Raw genomic sequence first — 18,230 nt, forward strand, 5'->3', positions numbered from 1 at the left:
GCAAGTGCGAGCCGCTCAGTGCGAGCCGTGGCCCTGCGGGTCCGGGCTGAAGGCCACCTCCTGGTCGCGCGCATCCGCGAAGCCGTGGCGCACGCTGGCCTCGAGCAGCGCGCGCTGGCGCAGCAGCTCGGGGCGGCGCGCGGGAGGTGCCACCGAGAGCAGGTCCTCGAGCAGGAAGCGCAGCCGCTGCGTCACCTGGGTAGCGCCCTCGCCCGCCTGGCGGATCTCGTCCAGCGCGAGCCGCACGCAGCCCTCCCAGCTGGGACGCGGCAGCAGCAGGCGCACGCGGCCCTCCGCGTCCACGCGCGCGGGCGAGGGGAAGCGGCGGTGTGCGAGGCGGCGCAGCAGGTCGTGCAGTTGGTCCAGCGCCTGCACTGCGGTGGTGGGATCGTTCACGCCCGGAGACAGGGCGCGCTCGGCCACGTCCACCAGCTGCCGCAGCCCGAAGGCCACGTCCTGGCGCAGGTCGCGCTCGTCGTCCACCGCGATGGCCGCCGCGGCCGCGCGCGCATCGAGCCGGCCGGCGTCCCCCCATACTTCGAAGAGCGCTCCGCCCTGCGGCACGAAGTCGCCCACCCGGGGCACGAGCGCGAGCGTCACCCCGGCCCGGCACGCGCAGCGCCACAGCGCCTCCTCGTCCACCGCCACCACCACCCCGGAGCGCCGCGGCTGCGGGATGATGGCGGAGGGCAGCCCCTGCGGGACCGCGGGCCGCGGGGCCTCGGGCTCCTCGCCCACCGGCTCCGGGTACAGCGTGTCCAGCCGCTCGCGCGTCTCGTCCCCGATGCGCGAGAGCACGTTCACCGCGCGGATGGACTGGGCCACGTGGTGCAGGAAGTAGATGAAGGTGCACACGCACGCGCCCGCGAGCACCACCGCGAGCCAGACGGTGAAGGCGGGCACGTGCGCCTCGACTCCATCCGAGGCGCCGCGCACGCTGCGCAGCCCCAGCAGCGCGTACGCGAAGGTGCCCACGAAGATGCCCAGCGCCGCCTGGCTGCCGCGGTCGCGCAGGAAGGTGCGCAGCACGCGCGGGCTGAACTGGTTGCTCGCCAGCTGCAGCACCAGCACCGTGACGGAGAAGACGACCCCGGTGAAGGTCATCATCGAGGAGGCGATGGTGGAGAGCACCTCGCGGGCCCCCTCGGGCCCGCCCCGGAAGAGGTACCAGGCGGTGAAGTCGTGCGCGAGGCTCGCGTCCAGCCGCTCCGCCAGGAAGGAGAGCCCCACCGCGGCGAGCAGGCAGGCGCTCGGAATCAGCCAGATGCTGGTGTCCAGCGTGGAGCGGAGCCTGCGCAGGAGGGGACGCACGGCCTCAAGCTGTGCACTGCAGAAAGCGACGCCCAGGAAATTTTTCCAGGGGGTTACTCATTTGACCTCAAACTATTATCTCCCGCTTCGCCCGTGCCCGACGCCTCCCTCCCACAGCGCGTGCAGCGCTTCATCACCTCGCACATCGACTCCATCGAGAAGCTCGAGGTGTTGCTGCTGCTGCGCGCGCAGGCGGCGCGCACCTGGACAGGGGGGGAAGTGGCGCAGGCGCTGCGCATCGCGGAGGAGAGTGCGCGCCGGCGCCTGGACGACCTGTGCGAGCGGGGGATGTTCTCCTGCGAGCGCAGCGACTCCTTCCACTACGCGCCCATCTCCGCGGACGATGCGCAGGCGGTGGACGAGCTCGCCACCACGTACGCGCAGCGGCGCGTGAGCGTCATCACCTTCATCTTCTCGCGCCCCACCGAGCGCATCCGCTCCTTCGCGGACGCCTTCCGGCTCAAGCGCGACTGAGCGCCCCTGTACCCGCCGCGCCGGGCACGCAGGCGGGCGTCCCCGTCCCGCGGCCGCTTGCGCGGGTTCGTTGCAGGACAAAACATCCTCCCATGGACTGGGGACTGCTCACCTTCCTCTCCGAGCCGGCCTTCGTGCTGCCCTGGTACGCGCCGGGCCTGACCGGCGCCGCCTGGGTGGCGCTGGACCTGCGGCGTACCAACACCCCGCTCAAGCCGGCGATGAAGTGGGCCTGGCCTCTCATCGTCCTCTTCTTCTCGGTGCTCGGGCTCGCGCTCTACCTCGCCACCGCGCGCGCGCCGGGCATCGGCCGGGCGCAGGGAGAAGACGAGAAGCAGCAGGCGCACCGCCGCTACGAGCAGAGCATGGTGCGGCGGGTGAACGGCGCCGTCATCCACTGCGTGGCGGGCGACGGGCTGGGCATCATGACGGGCATGGTCATCGCCCGGGCCACGGGGATGAGCTTCTGGCAGGAGTTCTGGTTCGAGTACGCAGTGGGCTTCGCCTTCGGCCTCTTCATCTTCCAGCTCAAGTCCATGCGAATGATGACGGACAGCGTGCCCCGGGCGCTGTGGATGGCGTTTCGCGCCGAGTTCTTCTCCATGCTCACCGTGATGGCGGGGATGGGCGCGGTGATGACCTACGTCACGCCCCTCGCCTCCGGCGCGCAGCCCAAGCCGCTCACCTGGGCCTTCTGGGGCTTCGGCATGTTCGGGCTCCTGGTGGGCTACCTCTTCACCTTCCCGATGAACTGGATGCTGGTGAAGGTGGGCTGGAAGCACGGCATGGGGCCCATGGAGGATGCGCACCCGGCGGAGGCTCCGGCCGCGCGCGCGGGGCTCTTCGCCGCCATGGCGCTGCTGGGCGCCGCGGCGCTGGTGCTGCCCGCGTGGCTCACGCTGCTGCGAGAGGGGAGGCCGCTCGCGCAGGGCGCCGCCACGGCCGGGCTCGAGGGCACCGGAGGCAGCGCGCCGCCCTCCGTGCCGGCCCAGCTCGCCCAGGGGCTGCACGGCTCGCTCGCCGCTGCGCTCGCCGCGCTGCAGGACGGCCGGCGCAGCGACGCGGTGCACGCGCTGGACGCCGCCCTGCGCGCCGCGCAGGTGGGCAAGGCCGCGCTGCCGCACAGCGCGTTCGCCGCCGCGCTCTCGCAGGTCCGGGACATCCGCCGTGCCCTGCACCAGGGGGATGAGCCAGAGGCCCGCGCGCAGCTGGGCGCGCTGGTCGCGCGCCCGCTCTCCGTGGACCGGGAGGCCCCGGCGCTGCTGCCCGGCGGGCTCGCTGCCTACCGCGGCGCCCAGGTGCTCGACGCCCACGGCGCGCGCCTCGGCGAGGTGGAGGGTGGGCGCGCCGGGCAGCTGGAGGTGGCGCTCGGCGGCGCGCGCGACCTGTGGGGCTTCGTGGACCTGGGCGCGCGCGAGCGCCGCAGCGTCCCGGCCGAGCGCGTGCTGCTGGGCCCGCGGCCCACCCTGGGCGAGTCGCTCGTCGCCCTGCCCGGTGGCGTCGCCTCGCCCTGAGCCGCGCGCCTCAGCGCAGCGTGAGCAGCGTGCCGGCGACGATGAGCACCACGCCGGCCACGAGGCGCCAGGAGAGCGGCTCCTTGAGCAGCACCGCGGCGAGCACCACCGTGAGCGCGACGGAGAGCTTGTCCACGGGCGCGACGCGCGAGGCGGGCCCCAGCTGCAGCGCGCGGAAGTAGGCGAGCCAGCTCAGGCCCGTGGCCACGCCGGAGAGCCCGAGGAAGAGCAGCGTGCGGCGGCTGAGGCCGGGCAGTGCCGTCTGCTCTCCCTGCAGGAAGACCATGCCCCACGCGAACACGAGCACCACGCAGGTGCGCAGCGCGGTGGCGAGCGTGCTGGGCACTCCCTGCACGCCCACCTTCGCGAGCAGCGCGGTGGCGGCCGCCGCGAGCGCCGAGAGCAGCGCGTAGCCCACCCAGCTCAAGGGGACACCGGAGTGGAAGGAAGAGGCTGGGTCACGCGTCGCACCCTACCAGCGCTCTGCAAAGGGCCGCGCCTCCACCTCGAAGGACCACGCCGAGCGGTCCTGGCGGGTGAGCTGAAGGGCCGTCTCGGCCACGCCCTCGGGGCGGATGAAGAAGCTGTCGGGCTGCTCGGGCATGCGCTGGCGCGTGCGGGGCAGGTCCACCACGCCGTCCACGACGATGAGCGAGACGTGGATGCCCGCGGGCCAGAGGCTGCGCGCGGTGGACTCGGCGAGGCTGCGCTGGGCGGCCTTCGCCGCGGCGAAGGCAGCGCTCTTCGGGCCCCCACGCTTCGAGGCCGTGGCGCCGATGAAGACGATGCTGCCGCGGCCGCGGCGCTTCATCCCGGGGATGACGCGCTGGCAGGCGACGAGCGGCCCGAGCGCGTTGATGCGCCAGGCGCTCTCGAAGTCCGCGGGGCTCACCTCCTCCACGCTGCCCCACACGCCCGAGCCCGCGTTGAGCACCAGCACCTCCACCTCGCCGAGCTCGCGCTCGATGGACGCGAAGGTGCTCTCGAGCGCCGCCGGGTCGCTCGCGTCGCAGGCGTAGGCGCGCGCGTGCGGCAGCTCCTTCGCGAGTGCCTGCGAGAAGTCCGTGCTGCGCGCGAGCAGCGCGACCGCGTGGCCCTCCTTCGCGAAGCGCCGCGCGAGCGCTGCGCCGTTGCCCGGACCCACGCCCACCACCACACAGACCGGCCTGTCGTTCGCCATGGCGACTCTCCCTGCGAGGAGCTCGCGCCACTGCTACCGGCCTCGCCTCCGGGCAGCAAGCCGAAGTGCGCCACTCAGTCCAGCCACCCGCGCCAGGAGGCCCAGAAGCGGTCGCCGTAGTGGCGCGCGAGGAGGCCCGCGGCGAGGCCCTGGACGAGCGCCCCGAGCAGCACCAGGCCGAGCGAGGGCGTCTCCAGCTGCAGCGCGCCTACGACGCCGCCCAGTGCGCCCGCGACGAAGCCGCACGCGAAGCGCACCCGCAGCTCGTACGCGTTCGGGGTGACGCTGTCGTTGCGCAGGGCCATGGGTGCCGTCCCTAGAGCCCCAGGCCCAGGTGCAGGGCGAGCCTTACCACGCCGCACACCGCGAGCAGCGCCACCGGGTTCACCGTCTCGAAGCGGATGAGCGTCATCGCCGTCACGGCGGCGAGCGAGAGCCCCACGCCCGTCTTCATCGTCTGCCCCAGCGTGAGGGCCGCGGCGAGCATCAGCCCCACCACGGCCGGGGTGAGGCCGCGCAGCGCCGCGCGCACCCAGCGCCGCGAGCGCACGCGGGTGAGCCACGCGGAGAGCGCCACCACCAGCAGGAAGGGCGGGGTGAGGATGGCGAGCGTGGCCACCAGCGCGCCGGCGAGCCCCTCCTTCACGTAGCCGAGGAAGGTGGCCATCAGCAGCACGGGGCCGGGAGTGAGCTTGCCCACGGCCACCGCGTCCGCGAACTGCCGCTCGGTGATGAGCGCGGTGTCCACCAGCTCGCGGTGCAGTGCCGGGATGATGGCGAAGCCGCCGCCGTACGCGCCCAGCCCGATGCGAAAGAAGATGACCGCCATCGGCAGCAGCACCATCAGCGCGCCGGGCAGCAGGCTGCCCGCGGGCAAGAGCCACAGCATCCCGGGAGGGCGCGGTGGCGAGGCTGGCTCCCGGGGCGCCGCGCTCTCGGCGCTCTCGGGGCCGGCGGCGTGCTGCAGGGTGCCGCCCTCGTCCGGCAGGCCCACCTGGGGCGCGGGCTGGAAGCGCTTGCGCCCGAAGCGCAGGAGCCGCGCGCGCTCGATGCCCAGGTCCCAGCCCAGCCCTCCGGCGATGCCGAGGAAGGCCACCTCCAGCGGGCCTGCCTGGCCCACCAGGGTGAGCAGCAGCGCGAGCGCGACCACGCCCATCTGCCACAGCCGCACCACGCTGGTGCGCGCCATCTTCACCGTGATGGCGCCGATGACGCCCACCACCGCGGCGTTGAGCCCGGCGAGGAAGGCGTCCGCGTGCGGCAGGGCGCCGAAGTGCACGTACGCCCACGCGAGCAGCCCGATGCTCAGCGCCCCCGGCAGCACGAAGCCCCCGTACGTCACCGCCGCGCCGCGCACCCCGTGGAAGCGCAGGCCCACCTGGGCGAGCGTGTTGGTGGCGGCGCCCCCGGGCAGCATCTGCGCGATGGTGGCCGTGTTGGCGAACTCCTTCGGGGTGAGCCAGCCGTGGCGCGCCACCACCAGCGACTCGATGATGGCCAGCACGCTCACCCCGCCGCCGAAGCCGACGAGCCCGAGGTAGAGGCTGAGCCGCAGCAGCTCGCCGAGCGAGGGGCGCGGCCGCGCCTTGGACGCGGGTGGGAGGGGGACAGGAGGCGTCGGCGCCGTCATCGGTGCCATTGATGGCACGCGCCGGCTGCCCGGGCGAGCGCCGCAGCGCGCCCGCTGCTCCCGGGCGAACGCTCCCGGGCCCGCAGACTGCGCTACTCGCCCGCGCGCCCCAGCAGGAAGGCCACGAGCAGCAGCGTGAGGACCACGCCGGTGATGCGGGTGAAGGTGCGGTCGCCCTGGCGCTGGAAGAGCACGAGCGAGAGCGCCACGCGCATGACGGGCGTCGCGATGAGCAGCAGCAGCCCCACCATCACGAAGGCCTGGCCGCTCGCGGCCGCCGCGCCCGCGAGCACCTCGGAGAGCGTGTGCACGCTGTGCTCGGGGCTGGTGAGGCGCTGCAGGGACTCGGCGCTGGAGAGGTAGTCCGGGTGGTGCACGAAGGAGAGCACCATGCCGCTCACCACGAAGGCGAGGCTGAGCAGCACCCCGGAGCGCAGCAGCCCGCTGATGAGCAGCTCCGCCCCCAGCGCCGTGTCCGCCACCTCGGCGGGCGCCGCCTGCACCGCGCCCGCCTCCCCCTCCACCTGCACCTCGGGACTCACCTCGCTCACGCGCGCACCCCCTTGAACAGCATCTGCGCGGACACCACCAGCAGCACCGCGACGAAGATCTGCCGCAGCCGCCGGTTCTGCAGCTTGCCCAGCATGCGCGAGCTCGCGGTCGCCCCCAGCACGATGCCCGCCGAGACGGGCCCCGCGATGAAGGGGTCGATGTCGCCGCGCGCGAAGTACACCCCGGCGCTCGCCGCCGCCGTCACGCCGATCATGAAGTTGCTCGTGGCGGTGCTCACCTTGATGGGCAGGCGCATGGCGAGGTCCATCGCCGGCACCTTCAGCGCCCCCGAGCCGATGCCCAGCAGCCCCGACACCGTGCCCGCCACGTACATGAGGCCCAGCCCCGTGCGCGCGCCCGTCACCTGGTAGGGCACCTCGCGCCCCTCGCTCTCGTCCCAGTAGCTGCCGTGCAGCCCGAGCCGGTCGCTCAGGTCGTCCGCCGGCACCGGCGCATCCAGGTCCCCGCGCGAGCGCAGCATGACGAGCGCGCTGTAGCCCATCACCACGCCGAAGATGAGGAAGAGCCAGCGCCCGCTCACGATGCCCGCGAGGAAGGCACCGGTGAGCGCGCCGGACACGGTGGCCAGCTCCAGGAACATCGCCACGCGCAGGTTCGCCATGCGCTCGCGCACGTAGGCGGCCGCGGCGCCGCTGGAGGTCGCGATGACCGAGACGATGGAGGCCCCGACCGCGTAGCGGATGTCCACACCGAGCGCCAAGGTGAGCACGGGTACGAGGATGAGTCCGCCGCCCAGGCCCAGCAGCGCGCCGAGCGCCCCCGAGCCGAGGGAGACGACGAAGAGGGTGAGCGCGAAGAGCAGAGGCGTCATGCAGTTCGCGCCATCCTGGCGACGTGCCAACGGGGCAGCAAGGAAGGCCTCTGGCTCGGCTCCTCGGTTGCCCCGGTGGGTGCGCGTGCTCCCGGCACCTACCTCCCTGTGTCGCCGTGCGGCGCGAATCCTCCGGCGCGCGCCCGGGCTCACACGGAAAAGGGCAGCGGCATGGCGCTGCGGCCCCCACCTCCTGGAGCTCTCCGTCCCCGTGCTCGCACTCGGCCTCTCGCTCGCTGTCCTCATGGGCCTCTCCCTCGGCCTGCTCGGCGGGGGCGGCTCCATCCTCACCGTCCCCATCTTCGTGTACGTGCTCGGCTTTCCCGCGAAGGAGTCCATCGCGATGGGGCTCGCGGTGGTGGGCACGACGAGCCTCGTCGGCGCGGCGCTGCACGGGCGCGCGGGCAACGTGCACCTGCGGGCGGCGCTCGCGTTCGGCGGGCTCGCAATGGCGGGCACCTGGCTGGGCGCGCGCCTCTCCGCGCACGTCCCGGGCACGCTGCAGCTGGTGGCCTTCGCCGCGGTGATGCTGGTGGCCGCGCTCCTCATGCTGCGCAGCGCAGGCCCGAAGCCCACCGCGGAGGCGGAGCGCGCGCCCGCGCGGCGCAGCCTCCCGCTCACGGCCGCGGTGAGCCTCGCGGTGGGACTGCTCACCGGGCTGGTGGGCGTGGGCGGCGGCTTCCTCATCGTCCCGGCGCTGGTGCTCTTCGCGGGGCTGCCCATGAAGCAGGCGGTGGGCAGCAGCCTGCTGGTCATCGCCCTCAACGCCTTCGTGGGCTTCGCGGGCTACCTCGGCCAGGTGCAGGTGCCGTGGGCGCTGCTGGGCGGGTTCACCCTGCTCGCGGCGGTGGGCATCGGGGTGGGGACTGCGCTCGTGCGCTTCGTCTCCCAGGCAGCCCTCAAGCGCGCCTTCTCCCTCTTCCTCGTGCTGATGGGCGCCTTCATCCTCTTCAAGAACCGCGCGGTGCTCACCGGCTCCGGTGCGCCGCCCGTCACCGCCGCGGCCGCCGCGGCCCGGCGTTAGAGCCTTCACGCGAAGCGAGGTCCTCCCCCATGACCCAGTTCCTCCCCTCCCTCCTCGGCGGCGTGCTCATCGGGCTCTCCGCCTCGCTGCTCCTCCTCTTCAACGGCCGCATCGCCGGCATCAGCGGCATCGCGGGCGGCCTGCTCGCTCCGGCGCGCGGCGAGGTGGGCTGGCGCCTCGCCTTCGTCGCAGGCCTGGTGGGCGGCGGCCTGCTGGTGCGCGCACTGATGCCCGGTGCGTTCGGCAATGCCGCGGCCGCAGCGCCCTCGGCCGGGCTCGTCGTGCTCGCGGGGCTGCTGGTGGGCTTCGGCACCCGGCTGGGCAACGGCTGCACCAGCGGCCACGGCGTGTGCGGGCTGAGCCGCGGCGCGACCCGCTCGCTCGCCGCGACGCTCACCTTCGTGGCCACCGGGATGCTCGCCGTCTTCCTCGTGCGCCAGCTGTCCGGAGGTGCCCTGTGAAGGCGCTGCTCGCGGCGCTCGGCGCGGGCCTCGTCTTCGCGCTGGGCCTCGGCCTGGGCGGGATGACCGACCCCGCGCGGGTGCGCGGCTTCCTCGACGTGACGGGCGCGTGGGACCCCAGCCTCGCCTTCGTGATGGGCGGCGCGCTGGGCACGCACGCGCTCCTGCGCCGGCTCATCCTGCGCACCCGCGCGCGGCCCCTGCTGGCCCCGGCCTTCCCCGACCTCTCGCACACCCGCGTGGACGCGCGGCTGCTCGGGGGCGCGGCCATCTTCGGCGTCGGCTGGGGGCTCGTCGGCTACTGCCCCGGCCCCGCCTTCACCGCGCTCGCGACCGGCGCGCCGGTGGCGCTGCTCTTCGTGGGCGCGATGCTGGCTGGGATGCTGCTCTTCCGCCTCTGGGAGCGCCGCTCGGCGCGGGCCTGATCAGACCGTGGGGACCGCGCGCGCGAGCGCCTGGCGCACGGCGGCGCGCACCTGGGCGGGCACCTCGTCGCCCGGGATGCGGCGGCAGAGGGAGACGGTGCTCTTGAGGGCGTCGCACGCGGCGGCGCACCGAGGGCAGCGCGAGAGGTGCTCCTCGAGGCGCACGCAGGCGGCCTGGTCGATCTCCTGCGCCGCGTAGGCCGCGAGCTCCTGGGCGAGCTCCGGGCAGCCGGCGCCCGGCGCATCCTCGCCGCGCTCGCCCAGCAGCGTGCTCAGGTTCTCGCGCAGCTGCAGTCGCGCGCGGTGCAGCCGGCTCTTGAGCGCGCGCACCTCGATGCCCACCACCTGCGCGGCCTCCTCCGCGGAGAGCCCCTCCACGTCGCGCAGGACGAGCGTCTCGCGCGCCGGCTCCGGCAGCGCGAGGATGGCCGCCTGCAGCACCTCGCCCATCTGCCGCGCGTGGGCGCGCGCGTCCGGGCCGCCCTCGTGCGCCGGCACCTGCTGCGCGTCCGGCGCATCGAGCGGCTGCAGCTCCTTCGGCGCGCCCGCGCGAGGGCGCCGCGCGCGCAGGCAGTGCGTGCGCGCGAGCGTGTAGAGCCAGGTGGACAGCTCCGCGTCGCCGCGGAACGCGTGCAGGCCCCGGAAGGCCGCGAGCAGCGTCTCCTGCAGCACCTCCTTCGCGTCCTCCTCGGAGCCGCACATGCGCAGGCCGAAGCGGTACACCTGCTTCTCGTGGCGCGCGAGCAGCTCCTCGAGCGCCCGGGAGTCGCCCGCCTTCGCTGCCTCGATGAGCTCGCGCTCGCTGCGCTTCATCCGGCCTTCCGCGCCACCAGCTGCACCACCGCGGCGCGGCCCGTGTGCAGGCGGCCCTCGCGCACGTCGCGCTCGAGCTCGTGCAGCGTGAGCAGCTCCAGCCCCGCAAAGTCCTCGCGCAGCTGCGCCGGCGTGTAGAGCAGCTCGGCCACGGGCGGCCCGCCGGTGCCGCGGCCCAGCTGCGCCGGGGTGTAGGCCTCGAGCAGCACGAGCCCGCCCGGGCGCAGGCCCTGCACCACCTCGCGGTGCACTCGGCTGCGCAGCGGCGGGGGCAGGTGGCAGAAGATGCACACCACGGCGTCCCAGCTCGCGGGCGCGATGCGGTAGTCGGCCAGGTCCGCGACCTGCGTCTGCAGCGCGACGCCGCGCTCGGCGGCGAGCCGCTGCGCCTTCTCCAGGCCCACGCGCGAGGCGTCCACCGCGCTCACGTGGTGTCCGAGCGAGGCGAGGTACACGCCGTTGCGCCCCTCGCCCTCGCCGAGGCTGAGCACGCGCGCGCCCGCGGGCAGCCGGGGCGCCACCTCCACGAGGAAGTCGTTGGGGCGGGTGCCGTAGGTGAAGTCGGCGCCGGAGAAGCGCGCGTCCCACTGCTGGGCGACGTTGGGGGGAGAGTCGGACACGGAGGACTCCTTGCCGAAGCGGTCCCCTCTCCCTCTGGGAGAGGGACGGGGTGAGGGATGTGGGTCTCTACCGCGCGCCCCGCTCCACGGGCATCCCCAGCTCGTTCACCGCGAGCATGCCGCCGGCGAGATTGTAGAGCCGGGTGAAACCGAGCGCGGCGAGCGCTTGCGCCGCCCTGCCCGAGCGATTTCCCGAGCGGCAGATGAGCAGCAGCGGCTGCTCGCGGGGCCAGGGGGCGCTGGCCGCCTCCACGGTGGCGAGCGGGACGAGCTCGGCGCCGGGCAGGTGGCCCAGCTCGCCGGTGTACTCGTGGGGCTCGCGCACGTCGACGAGGCGCAGCCCCGGGCCGAGCTGCGCGAGGGCGGTGGGAGGGACGTCGCGGTAGGGGATGGGCAGGGGACTCATCGGGCTCCTGGGGGTGGGGACTGAGGGTAGCCGCAGGCCCGGTTCGCGGGCACGGCGACGTCGATCTTCTTCGGCCGGGGCAGGTGCAGGTTGCGCATCACCTCGACGAACTGCTCGCGGGTCTTGCCGGCGAGGCGCGGGTTGTGTCGCTTCTCCTCGCCCACGCTCGTCACGGTGCGGCCCTGGTAGTCGTGCGCGGGGTAGAGCAGGGTGCTGTCGGGCAGCTCGAAGAGGACCCGGGTGATGGAGTCGTAGAGCTGCCCCGCGTCGCCGTTCTGGAAGTCGGTGCGGCCGTTGCCGCGCACCAGCAGCGCATCGCCGGTGAAGACGCGGCCCGCGAGCGCGTAGCTCACGCTGTCGTCCGTGTGACCGGGCGTCGCGAGCACGCGGAACGTGAGTCCGCCCACGCGCACCTCGTCGCCGTTGCGCACCTGCAGGTCGGCGCAGGCGGCGCCGCCCATGCCGCTCACCACCCGCGCTCCGGTGCGCTCGCGCAGTACGCCGGAGCCGGTGATGTGGTCCGCGTGCACGTGGGTGTCGAAGACGTGGGTGAGCGTGAGGTCCAGCTCCCGCACGAACTGCAGGTCGCGCTCGACCTGCTCGAGCACGGGGTCGATGAGCACGGCCCGCCCGCTCGCCGGGTCGCCCAGCAGGTAGGTGTAGGTGGAGGACTCGGCGTCGAAGAGCTGTCGGAAGATGGGAGTCATGGCTGCTCGCCTTTCCGGGTGAGAGCCAGCACGGACGCAAAGGATTCACCCCTGTCCTGCGGTGCGCTGCGGCCGTCCTCCACGGGCACGCGAGAGTGGCGCGAGAGGCACGGCCTCGAGAGGGAGAGGCCGGGGAGGGAACGGGGCTTCTCCGGGCGGGTGAAGCCGTCCAAGACTCGCGGGACAGGTGTCTCGAAGAGAGACGCCCCTCCCGGGCGCGGACCGGCGCGCGCTGCAGAAAGGTAAAATCCTATTTTACGTTTTTGCGCGACGCGGGCCGCCGCTCCCGAGGGAGCCCACACGCAGAGTGAAACGAGGCTCGGGGCGAGGAGGCGCGCGTAGACCGGCGCTTCTACTCTGCGCGGAGGCGGGGCGGCGCGGAGGAGGCGCGGAAGGAAGCTTCATTCCAGTCCCGAGCTGAGTGGAGCAGGTGGCGAGCCGCCTGGAAGGAAGCTTCATTCCAGGCGGTGACTCGGGGGTGCGCGGGCGCGAAGGCAGGCGTGTCACCCCTGAGCGCAGCTCGGCTGGCGGCGCCCCCCCGCGAGAGGCGCAGACGCTCCGTCGCCCTTCCGGTCTCGACGCCCCTTCGAGCACACTGCGCGCCCCTGGAGGCCCCATGCGTACGCTCTACCGCCCCGTCGGCCTGCGCGAGCTCGAATTGATCCTGGACGCAGACGCGCGCGCCTTCCCGCCGCGGCTGCCGGACCAGCCCGTCTTCTACCCCGTGCTCAACGAGGGCTACGCGGTGCAGATTGCCCGCGACTGGAACACGCCCGACGCGTTCTCCGGCTACGCGGGCTTCGTCACGGCCTTCGACCTCGAGGAGTCCTTCCTCGCGCGCTACGAGCGCAAGGTGGTGGGGGCGTCGCAGCACGAGGAGCTCTGGGTGCCGGCAGAAGAGTTGCGCGAGTTCAATGAACGCATCGTTGCTCGCATCCGTGTGACGCGCGCCTTCTACGGCGAGCGCTACGAGGGGCCTCAGCCGCCGAGCGCCTCCGTCCTCCAGGGGCGCGACCCGCGCGGGCAACTGCGCGTCCTGGGGGCGCTCGACGCGGCAGCACTCGCGCAGGAGGTGGAGCGCAGCTGGAAGCTCGTGCTCGCCAACCACGGCTTCTGGTCCGCGTGCGCACCTGCGCAGCAGGGCCTGTCCGAGGCTCAGGTGGCCAGCGCGCTCGGCGCTCTGCGCGAGGCCTGGGGGCGGCACTACACGGCCCTTCCACTTCCTCCCGGGGAGCTCGCCGCACCTCGCTGAGTGCCGTTGCCGCGAGCCGCGCATGCGGCTCATCGCCGCAGCCGTCCGCGCGCACCGGCCGAACGGGTCGGCTGCCTCGACCGCGAGGCTCTCGGGGACCGCGGAGGCCTCCCCGTCCGAACGCCCGGAGAGAGGCCGGGCAGTCTGTACCGCGCGCGGCCCCCCGCCCGCGCGGGGTTGGCGTTAAGCTGCCCTGTCCCGCGCCCGGCCATGCCCAAGACCCTCGCTCCGCTGCTGCTGCTGTGTGTCGCGCTCACCAGCGTGGGCGTGGGGATGGTGTCCCTGCTGCAGCGCGACCGCGCGCGCCTGGTCCAGGAGTTCGCCACGGACCGGCAGCGCCAGCTGGAGGAGGCCACGCGCGGCGTCGGCCAGGCGCTGCAGGAGATCGGCGACGACCTGCGCTTCGCCGGCGAGCTGATCAGCCAGCCCAGCTCCAGCTCGGACCACAAGCGCGAGCTGCGCGCGCTGATCGAGGTGGTGCGCCCCTACAAGGCCTTCCTGGTGCTGGACGCGGACGGCACCGAGCGGCTGCGGCTGCTGGACCGGCGCGCGGACAAGGGCTTCGCGCGCGGGCCGCACATGACGGCGCTGGTGGAGACGGCGCGGCGTGCGCTCGCGGCGCCGCCCGGCGAGGTGCTCACGTCCCAGCCCATCACCGGCATGCCGCAGGGCGCGTGGCTGCGCGCCTTCGCCACGGCGCTGCCGCCCGGCGAGGACCCGGCGGTGCCCGGCGGCAGCCCCGACCAGCGCCCTGGCGTGGTGGCGGTGCTGGTGGACACCGAGCCCTTCTTCGCGCCCGTGCACCTGATGACGAGCGACTGGGAGAACCGGCTGCTCCTGCTCGGCGCGCACGGGGCGCCCACGCCCGCGAGCGACCCCTGGCTGGTGGAGTGGTACCAGCGGCTGCGCGGGCCCGAGGGCAAGAAGGTGCCCAGCTACGCGAAGCTGCTGGAGCGCATGCGCGCGGGCGAGGCAGGCATCCAGAACCTCTCCGAGGACGAGGCGGACCGCCTGGGGCTGGGGCGCGCGGACGCCGTCGCCGTCTTCACGCCCATCCGCGCGCGCGGCACCAGCCACTGGAGCGTGGCCACGCTGCACTCCACCACCGAGCTGCGCAGCCACGAGCGCGGGCTCGTCTTGCGCCTGAGCCTCGCGGCGCTGCTGGTGACGGTGTTCATCGTCGCCTTCGGCGTGTACGTGCTGCTCGCGAGCAAGCGCGCGGTGGCGCTGCGCGAGTCGCGCCGGCACGCGCTGCGGCTCGCGCACCTGCACGACAAGACGCAGAAGATTTTGGACAACATCCCCACCGGCGTCCTCGCGCTCGCGGCGGACGGGCACATCAGCGCGGTGAACCAGGCGCTGCGCGAGCGGCTGCCGCAGGGCAGCGTGGGCGCGCCGCTCGCCGAGGCCTTCCCGCGCGCGCCCGAGGCCACCATGGCCCGCGTGCGCGCGCTGCTCGAGGCGGCCGTCACCGGAGGCAGCGTCACCAGCGTGCACGGCGAGCCGCTCGCGCTCTTCGGCGAGGAGGGCGTGTACTCGCTCCACGCGGTGCCACTCGAGCCCGCGGACCCCGAGGTGCGCACGCTGCTCGTGGTGGAGGACCTCTCCAACGTGCGCGCGCTCGAGTCGCAGCTGCTGCGCGCGGAGAAGCTCGCCACGGTGGGTGTGCTCGCGGCCGGCATCGCGCACGAGATCGGCACCCCGCTCGGCGTCGTGCGCGGGCGCGCCGAGTACGTGCAGGGAAAGCTCGGCCCCGCGCACCCGCAGAGCGCGGGCGTGGGCGTCATCGTGGAGCAGATCGACCGGGTGAGCCGCACGCTGCGCCAGCTGCTGGACTTCGCGCGCCTGCAGCGCGCGGTGGTGCGTCCGGTGCAACTCGCGCCCCTCGCGCGCAGCGTGCAGGAGCTGCTGCGGCTGGAGGGCGCGCGGCGCAAGGTGGCGCTCGAGCTGCAGCTGCCGGAGGCGCCGCTGCCGCCGCTCGCCGCGGACCCGGACCAGCTGCAGCAGGTGCTGGTGAACTTGTGCCTCAACGCGCTGGACGCCTGCAGCGAGGGCGGGCGCGTGTGCCTCGGCGCGAGCGCGCCCGCGCCCGGCGAGCACTGGGGCCTGGTCGCGCTGCGCGTGCAGGACGACGGCTGCGGCATCCCCCAGGAGAGCCTCAACCAGGTGTTCGACCCCTTCTTCACCACGAAGAAGCGCGGCCAGGGCACGGGGCTGGGCCTGAGCATGGTGGCGCAGATCGTGCGAAACCACGGCGGCCGGGTGGAGCTGGAGAGCGCGCCGGGCAAGGGCACCTGTGTGACCTTGTGGTGGCCGGTGGCGGAGCCCACGGGCAGCGAGACGGCGACGAAGCGCGAGGGCAGCGTGAAGGAGGAGCAGCGACGTGTCGGGTGAGTCAGGCCGGGGCGGGCAGCAGGGGCACCTGCTGGTGGTGGACGACCACGTGGAGATGGGGCGCATGCTCGCCGACCCGCTGCAGGACGCGGGCTACAGCGTGGAGCTGGCCACGAGCGGCCAGGACGCCATCGCGCGCGTGCGCGCCCGGCCCTTCGACGCGGTCCTGAGCGACCTGCGCATGGAGCAGGTGGACGGCTTCGACGTGCTCGCCGCCGTGCACGCGGTGGACGCGGAGACGCCGGTGCTGCTGATGACGGCCTTCGGCGGCGTGGAGAGCGCGGTGGAGGCGATGCGCCGCGGTGCCTACCACTACTTCACCAAGCCCTTCCGCCTGGACGAGGTGCTGCTCTACCTGGGCCGCGCGCTGCGCGACCGGGCGCTGCGCGCGGAGAACCGGGCGCTGCGCCAGGCGGTGCGCGAGCAGCAGGGCTTCAGTGCGCTCGTGGGCCGCAGCGCCCCGATGCGCGCGCTCTACGGGCTCATCGAGCGCGTGGCGCACTCGAGCGCCCCGGCGCTGCTGCGCGGCGAGAGCGGCACCGGCAAGGAGCTGGTGGCGCGCGCGCTGCACTTCGAGGGGCCGCGCAAGGGCGGGCCCTTCGTCGCCGTCAACTGCACCGCCTTGCCCGGCGCGCTGCTGGAGAGCGAGCTGTTCGGCCACGTGCGCGGCTCCTTCACCGGGGCCACCACGCCGCGGCGCGGGCTCTTCGTGGAGGCGGACGGCGGCACGCTGTTCCTCGATGAAGTGGCGGACATGGCGCCCGAGCTGCAGGCGAAGCTCTTGCGCGTGCTCGAGGACCACGAGGTGCGCGCGGTGGGCGCGGACAGCGCGCGCCGTGTGGACGTGCGCATCGTGGCGGCGACGCACCAGGACCTCGAGGCGCGGGTGAAGGACGGGCGGCTGCGCCAGGACCTCTTCTACCGCCTCAACGTGGTGACCCTGCGCCTGCCCCCCTTGCGCGAGCGGCGCGAGGACATCGCGCTGCTCGTCGAGCACTTCCTGCAGGCGGCGCGCGCGCGCAACCCGCGCGCCCGGGTGAAGGCGCTCGCGCCGGACGCGCTCGCCGCGCTCTCGCAGCTGCCCTTCCCCGGCAACGTGCGCGAGCTGGAGAACCTGCTCGAGCGGCTCGTGGTGCTGGGCGGCGAGGAGGTGGTGGACCTGGAGACCCTGCGCCTGCACGCACCCGGAGCGGGCGAGGCGCCGCACCCCCTGCAGCGCGCCCAGGCGCAGATCGTCACCCTGCGCCAGCTGGAGGGCGAGTACATCGCCTGGGTCGTGGCGCAGTGCGGCGGGAACAAGACCCGCGCCGCCGAGCTGCTGGGCATCGATGTGTCCACCATCCACCGCCGCGAGCGCGAGCGGGATGGCAATGCGCCACGGTAGCGTGGCGCGTTGCCAGGGTGGGGGTGGGGGAGTGGGTCCAACCCCCTGAAGTCCGGGCGCAAAGGGCCGGGGCACGCACCTTGCTGAAGCGTGTCTGTCCATGCGCACGAAGCCACAGCCCCCCTGCGCCCGCGTGCAGGGGGCGGACGCCCACCTCACGGCGCTGCTCGCGGACGTGCTGCGCGACGAGGGCGTGCAGGTCGCCGCCGGTGCCGCCGGTGCCGCGCCGGACCTGACGCTCGCGCTGGTGAGCCGTCCGGAGGCGCTGCCGCGGGCGCTCGCGCACACCCCGCAGGCGCCGGTCATCGTGCTGCTCCCCTTCGCGGAGGAGCGGCTGCAGCGCCGGGCGCTGGAGCTGGGCGCGCGCGGCTGCTTCGCGCTGGGGCAGCCGCTCGAGGCGCTGCGCGCGCTGGTGCGCGGCGTGCTGCACGGAGACTTCGCAGGCGAGGCAGCAGCAGCGGCACACGGGGGGGAGACGGCATGAGCAGCGGCAGGCCCACGCATCTGAAGCTGGTGACCTCTACCGGACTGAGTGCGCCTGGAGTGCGCGCTCCCGGGCTGCCGCTGCGCGAGGAGGCGCGGCAGGTGATGCTGCGGGTGGTGTCCGGCGGCAGCGGCGCGCTCGCGCCGGTGCGCCTGCCCGCGCCCGCGCCCCGCCGCCGCGCGCCGCTCCCCGAGCTGCGCTCCGGCGAGCGCCTCCTGCTGGACGACGACGAGGTGCTGATCACCACGGAGCGCTTCGTGGTGGAGGGGCGCACGCACGGGCTCACGGACGTGCACGCGGTGCAGGCGCAGATGGTGTCGCCGCACCTCACGCTGCCGCTGGTGGTGGCGGGGCTGCTCGCGGCGGTGGCGCTGCCGCTCATCCTCTCGCGCTTCGGCGTGGTGGGCAGCTCGAGCGGGATGCTGCACCTGCTGCTCTCGCTCGCCGGCGCGCTGCTCTTCGCGGCGGTGTGGCGGGTGGCGATCGCCGAGGACACCTACTGGGTGGTGCTGCGCACGGCGCGCGGCGAGCGCCGGGTGTATGGCAGCGGAGACCACCAGCGCGTGGTGCGGCTCGTCGCAGTGCTCGACGAGGCCGTGACCGAGCACCGGCTGCACGGATGAGTGCGCCCTCTCCCTCTGGGAGCACCCCTTTAAACCTCATCGTTTGACGTAGTCGACGGTGCCGGCGGCGAGGACGCGGGAGGTGGCGACCTGTCGCAGGTACTGGGCGTGGGGCACGCGGCGCTTCTTGCGTTTGGGCTTCGG

The 18,230-nt window shown here is 74.1% G+C and carries 21 protein-coding genes; 10 read left to right on the plus strand and 11 right to left on the minus strand.

Annotation, left to right across the window (positions count from 1 at the left end; genetic code table 11):
- Positions 1-15: 15 nt before the first annotated feature.
- Complete coding sequence (locus FGE12_RS29215; RefSeq protein WP_194798392.1) at positions 16-1,311, minus strand: DUF2254 domain-containing protein; 1,296 nt, start codon at positions 1,309-1,311, stop codon at positions 16-18.
- A gap of 93 nt (positions 1,312-1,404) precedes the next feature.
- Between FGE12_RS29215 and FGE12_RS29220 the strand changes: the two genes are divergently transcribed.
- Together FGE12_RS29220 and FGE12_RS30160 are read left to right on the plus strand one after the other, a co-directional pair.
- Positions 1,405-1,785 (plus strand): hypothetical protein, encoded by a 381-nt coding sequence (locus FGE12_RS29220; RefSeq protein ID WP_194798393.1) that lies wholly within the window; start codon positions 1,405-1,407, stop codon positions 1,783-1,785.
- 92 nt (positions 1,786-1,877) lie between these two features.
- A complete protein-coding gene (locus tag FGE12_RS30160; RefSeq protein ID WP_194798394.1) occupies positions 1,878-3,299 on the plus strand; it encodes a DUF4396 domain-containing protein in 1,422 nt (473 codons plus the stop codon).
- A 10-nt stretch (positions 3,300-3,309) separates the two neighbouring features.
- Here FGE12_RS30160 and FGE12_RS29230 read toward each other — a convergent pair whose 3' ends face one another.
- From FGE12_RS29230 to FGE12_RS29255, 6 genes are all read right to left on the minus strand, one after another.
- Positions 3,310-3,717, minus strand: coding sequence for an EamA family transporter (locus FGE12_RS29230; protein WP_370459201.1), 408 nt, complete (start codon positions 3,715-3,717; stop codon positions 3,310-3,312).
- Between the two features lie 54 nt (positions 3,718-3,771).
- Positions 3,772-4,479: an SDR family NAD(P)-dependent oxidoreductase gene (locus FGE12_RS29235; RefSeq protein ID WP_153869935.1), complete on the minus strand. Its 708-nt coding sequence runs from the start codon at positions 4,477-4,479 to the stop codon at positions 3,772-3,774.
- A 74-nt stretch (positions 4,480-4,553) separates the two neighbouring features.
- A complete protein-coding gene (locus FGE12_RS29240; RefSeq protein ID WP_153869936.1) occupies positions 4,554-4,784 on the minus strand; it encodes a hypothetical protein in 231 nt (76 codons plus the stop codon).
- An 11-nt stretch (positions 4,785-4,795) separates the two neighbouring features.
- Positions 4,796-6,109, minus strand: a complete 1,314-nt coding sequence (locus tag FGE12_RS29245; protein ID WP_153869937.1) for a chromate transporter — start codon at positions 6,107-6,109, stop codon at positions 4,796-4,798.
- Positions 6,110-6,201: 92 nt separating this feature from the next.
- On the minus strand, positions 6,202-6,660 hold the full coding sequence (locus tag FGE12_RS29250; protein WP_370459199.1) for a DUF1634 domain-containing protein: 459 nt from the start codon (positions 6,658-6,660) through the stop codon (positions 6,202-6,204).
- On the minus strand, positions 6,657-7,493 hold the full coding sequence (locus FGE12_RS29255) for a sulfite exporter TauE/SafE family protein (RefSeq protein WP_153869938.1): 837 nt from the start codon (positions 7,491-7,493) through the stop codon (positions 6,657-6,659). The genes FGE12_RS29250 and FGE12_RS29255 overlap by 4 nt, the downstream gene beginning before the upstream one ends.
- A gap of 211 nt (positions 7,494-7,704) precedes the next feature.
- Here FGE12_RS29255 and FGE12_RS29260 point away from each other — a divergent pair, with 211 nt between their 5' ends.
- Genes FGE12_RS29260 through FGE12_RS29270 form a run of 3 tightly spaced genes read left to right on the plus strand, consistent with a single transcriptional unit; the run spans position 7,705 to position 9,403 of the window.
- A complete protein-coding gene (locus tag FGE12_RS29260) occupies positions 7,705-8,517 on the plus strand; it encodes a sulfite exporter TauE/SafE family protein (RefSeq protein ID WP_194798395.1) in 813 nt (270 codons plus the stop codon).
- A gap of 29 nt (positions 8,518-8,546) precedes the next feature.
- Positions 8,547-8,978 carry a YeeE/YedE family protein gene (locus FGE12_RS29265; RefSeq protein WP_153869939.1) on the plus strand — a complete coding sequence of 144 codons (432 nt, stop codon included), beginning with the start codon at positions 8,547-8,549 and terminating at the stop codon, positions 8,976-8,978.
- Positions 8,975-9,403, plus strand: coding sequence for a DUF6691 family protein (locus tag FGE12_RS29270; RefSeq protein ID WP_194798396.1), 429 nt, complete (start codon positions 8,975-8,977; stop codon positions 9,401-9,403). Before FGE12_RS29265 ends, FGE12_RS29270 begins: the two co-directional genes overlap by 4 nt.
- On the opposite strand, the gene FGE12_RS29275 is transcribed toward FGE12_RS29270, so the two are convergent.
- The 4 genes from FGE12_RS29275 to FGE12_RS29290 all read right to left on the minus strand — a co-directional run bounded on the left by FGE12_RS29275 (position 9,404) and on the right by FGE12_RS29290 (position 11,949).
- Positions 9,404-10,216 (minus strand): sigma-70 family RNA polymerase sigma factor, encoded by an 813-nt coding sequence (locus FGE12_RS29275; protein ID WP_153869940.1) that lies wholly within the window; start codon positions 10,214-10,216, stop codon positions 9,404-9,406.
- Positions 10,213-10,836 (minus strand): class I SAM-dependent methyltransferase, encoded by a 624-nt coding sequence (locus tag FGE12_RS29280; RefSeq protein WP_194798397.1) that lies wholly within the window; start codon positions 10,834-10,836, stop codon positions 10,213-10,215. The genes FGE12_RS29275 and FGE12_RS29280 overlap by 4 nt, the downstream gene beginning before the upstream one ends.
- 67 nt (positions 10,837-10,903) lie before the next feature.
- The gene (locus FGE12_RS29285) at positions 10,904-11,242 is read right to left on the minus strand and encodes a rhodanese-like domain-containing protein (protein WP_153869941.1); all 339 of its coding nucleotides are present in this window, start codon (positions 11,240-11,242) and stop codon (positions 10,904-10,906) included.
- Positions 11,239-11,949: an MBL fold metallo-hydrolase gene (locus FGE12_RS29290; RefSeq protein ID WP_153869942.1), complete on the minus strand. Its 711-nt coding sequence runs from the start codon at positions 11,947-11,949 to the stop codon at positions 11,239-11,241. The genes FGE12_RS29285 and FGE12_RS29290 overlap by 4 nt, the downstream gene beginning before the upstream one ends.
- A 616-nt stretch (positions 11,950-12,565) precedes the next feature.
- Here FGE12_RS29290 and FGE12_RS30165 point away from each other — a divergent pair.
- The 5 genes from FGE12_RS30165 (at position 12,566) to FGE12_RS29315 (ending at position 18,086) form a co-directional block, all read left to right on the plus strand.
- Positions 12,566-13,201, plus strand: coding sequence for a hypothetical protein (locus FGE12_RS30165; protein WP_194798398.1), 636 nt, complete (start codon positions 12,566-12,568; stop codon positions 13,199-13,201).
- 210 nt (positions 13,202-13,411) lie between these two features.
- Positions 13,412-15,595, plus strand: coding sequence for a nitrogen regulation protein NR(II) (locus tag FGE12_RS29300; protein WP_153869943.1), 2,184 nt, complete (start codon positions 13,412-13,414; stop codon positions 15,593-15,595).
- Entirely contained in the window at positions 15,585-16,979 is a 1,395-nt protein-coding gene (locus tag FGE12_RS29305; protein WP_370459200.1) for a sigma-54-dependent transcriptional regulator, read from the plus strand. Before FGE12_RS29300 ends, FGE12_RS29305 begins: the two co-directional genes overlap by 11 nt.
- Positions 16,980-17,079: 100 nt before the next feature.
- Positions 17,080-17,463 carry a response regulator transcription factor gene (locus tag FGE12_RS29310; protein WP_194798399.1) on the plus strand — a complete coding sequence of 128 codons (384 nt, stop codon included), beginning with the start codon at positions 17,080-17,082 and terminating at the stop codon, positions 17,461-17,463.
- The gene (locus FGE12_RS29315) at positions 17,460-18,086 is read left to right on the plus strand and encodes a DUF6232 family protein (protein ID WP_153869944.1); all 627 of its coding nucleotides are present in this window, start codon (positions 17,460-17,462) and stop codon (positions 18,084-18,086) included. Before FGE12_RS29310 ends, FGE12_RS29315 begins: the two co-directional genes overlap by 4 nt.
- The last annotated feature ends 144 nt before the right edge of the window (positions 18,087-18,230 follow it).

The organism is Aggregicoccus sp. 17bor-14, from assembly GCF_009659535.1.
Taxonomy (GTDB): Bacteria; Myxococcota; Myxococcia; order Myxococcales; family Myxococcaceae; genus Aggregicoccus.

Excerpts from the sequence above, each read along its gene's own strand:
- FGE12_RS29265 (WP_153869939.1), top strand. The coding sequence starts at position 8,547 with ATGACCCAGTTCCTCCCCTCCCTCCTCGGCGGCGTGCTCATCGGGCTC.
- FGE12_RS29255 (WP_153869938.1), bottom strand. The coding sequence starts at position 7,493 with ATGACGCCTCTGCTCTTCGCGCTCACCCTCTTCGTCGTCTCCCTCGGC.
- FGE12_RS29290 (WP_153869942.1), bottom strand. The coding sequence starts at position 11,949 with ATGACTCCCATCTTCCGACAGCTCTTCGACGCCGAGTCCTCCACCTAC.
- FGE12_RS29275 (WP_153869940.1), bottom strand. The coding sequence starts at position 10,216 with ATGAAGCGCAGCGAGCGCGAGCTCATCGAGGCAGCGAAGGCGGGCGAC.
- FGE12_RS29315 (WP_153869944.1), top strand. The coding sequence starts at position 17,460 with ATGAGCAGCGGCAGGCCCACGCATCTGAAGCTGGTGACCTCTACCGGA.
- FGE12_RS29310 (WP_194798399.1), top strand. The coding sequence starts at position 17,080 with ATGCGCACGAAGCCACAGCCCCCCTGCGCCCGCGTGCAGGGGGCGGAC.
- FGE12_RS29235 (WP_153869935.1), bottom strand. The coding sequence starts at position 4,479 with ATGGCGAACGACAGGCCGGTCTGTGTGGTGGTGGGCGTGGGTCCGGGC.
- FGE12_RS29240 (WP_153869936.1), bottom strand. The coding sequence starts at position 4,784 with ATGGCCCTGCGCAACGACAGCGTCACCCCGAACGCGTACGAGCTGCGG.
- FGE12_RS29300 (WP_153869943.1), top strand. The coding sequence starts at position 13,412 with ATGCCCAAGACCCTCGCTCCGCTGCTGCTGCTGTGTGTCGCGCTCACC.
- FGE12_RS29285 (WP_153869941.1), bottom strand. The coding sequence starts at position 11,242 with ATGAGTCCCCTGCCCATCCCCTACCGCGACGTCCCTCCCACCGCCCTC.
- FGE12_RS29245 (WP_153869937.1), bottom strand. The coding sequence starts at position 6,109 with ATGACGGCGCCGACGCCTCCTGTCCCCCTCCCACCCGCGTCCAAGGCG.
- FGE12_RS30165 (WP_194798398.1), top strand. The coding sequence starts at position 12,566 with ATGCGTACGCTCTACCGCCCCGTCGGCCTGCGCGAGCTCGAATTGATC.
- FGE12_RS30160 (WP_194798394.1), top strand. The coding sequence starts at position 1,878 with ATGGACTGGGGACTGCTCACCTTCCTCTCCGAGCCGGCCTTCGTGCTG.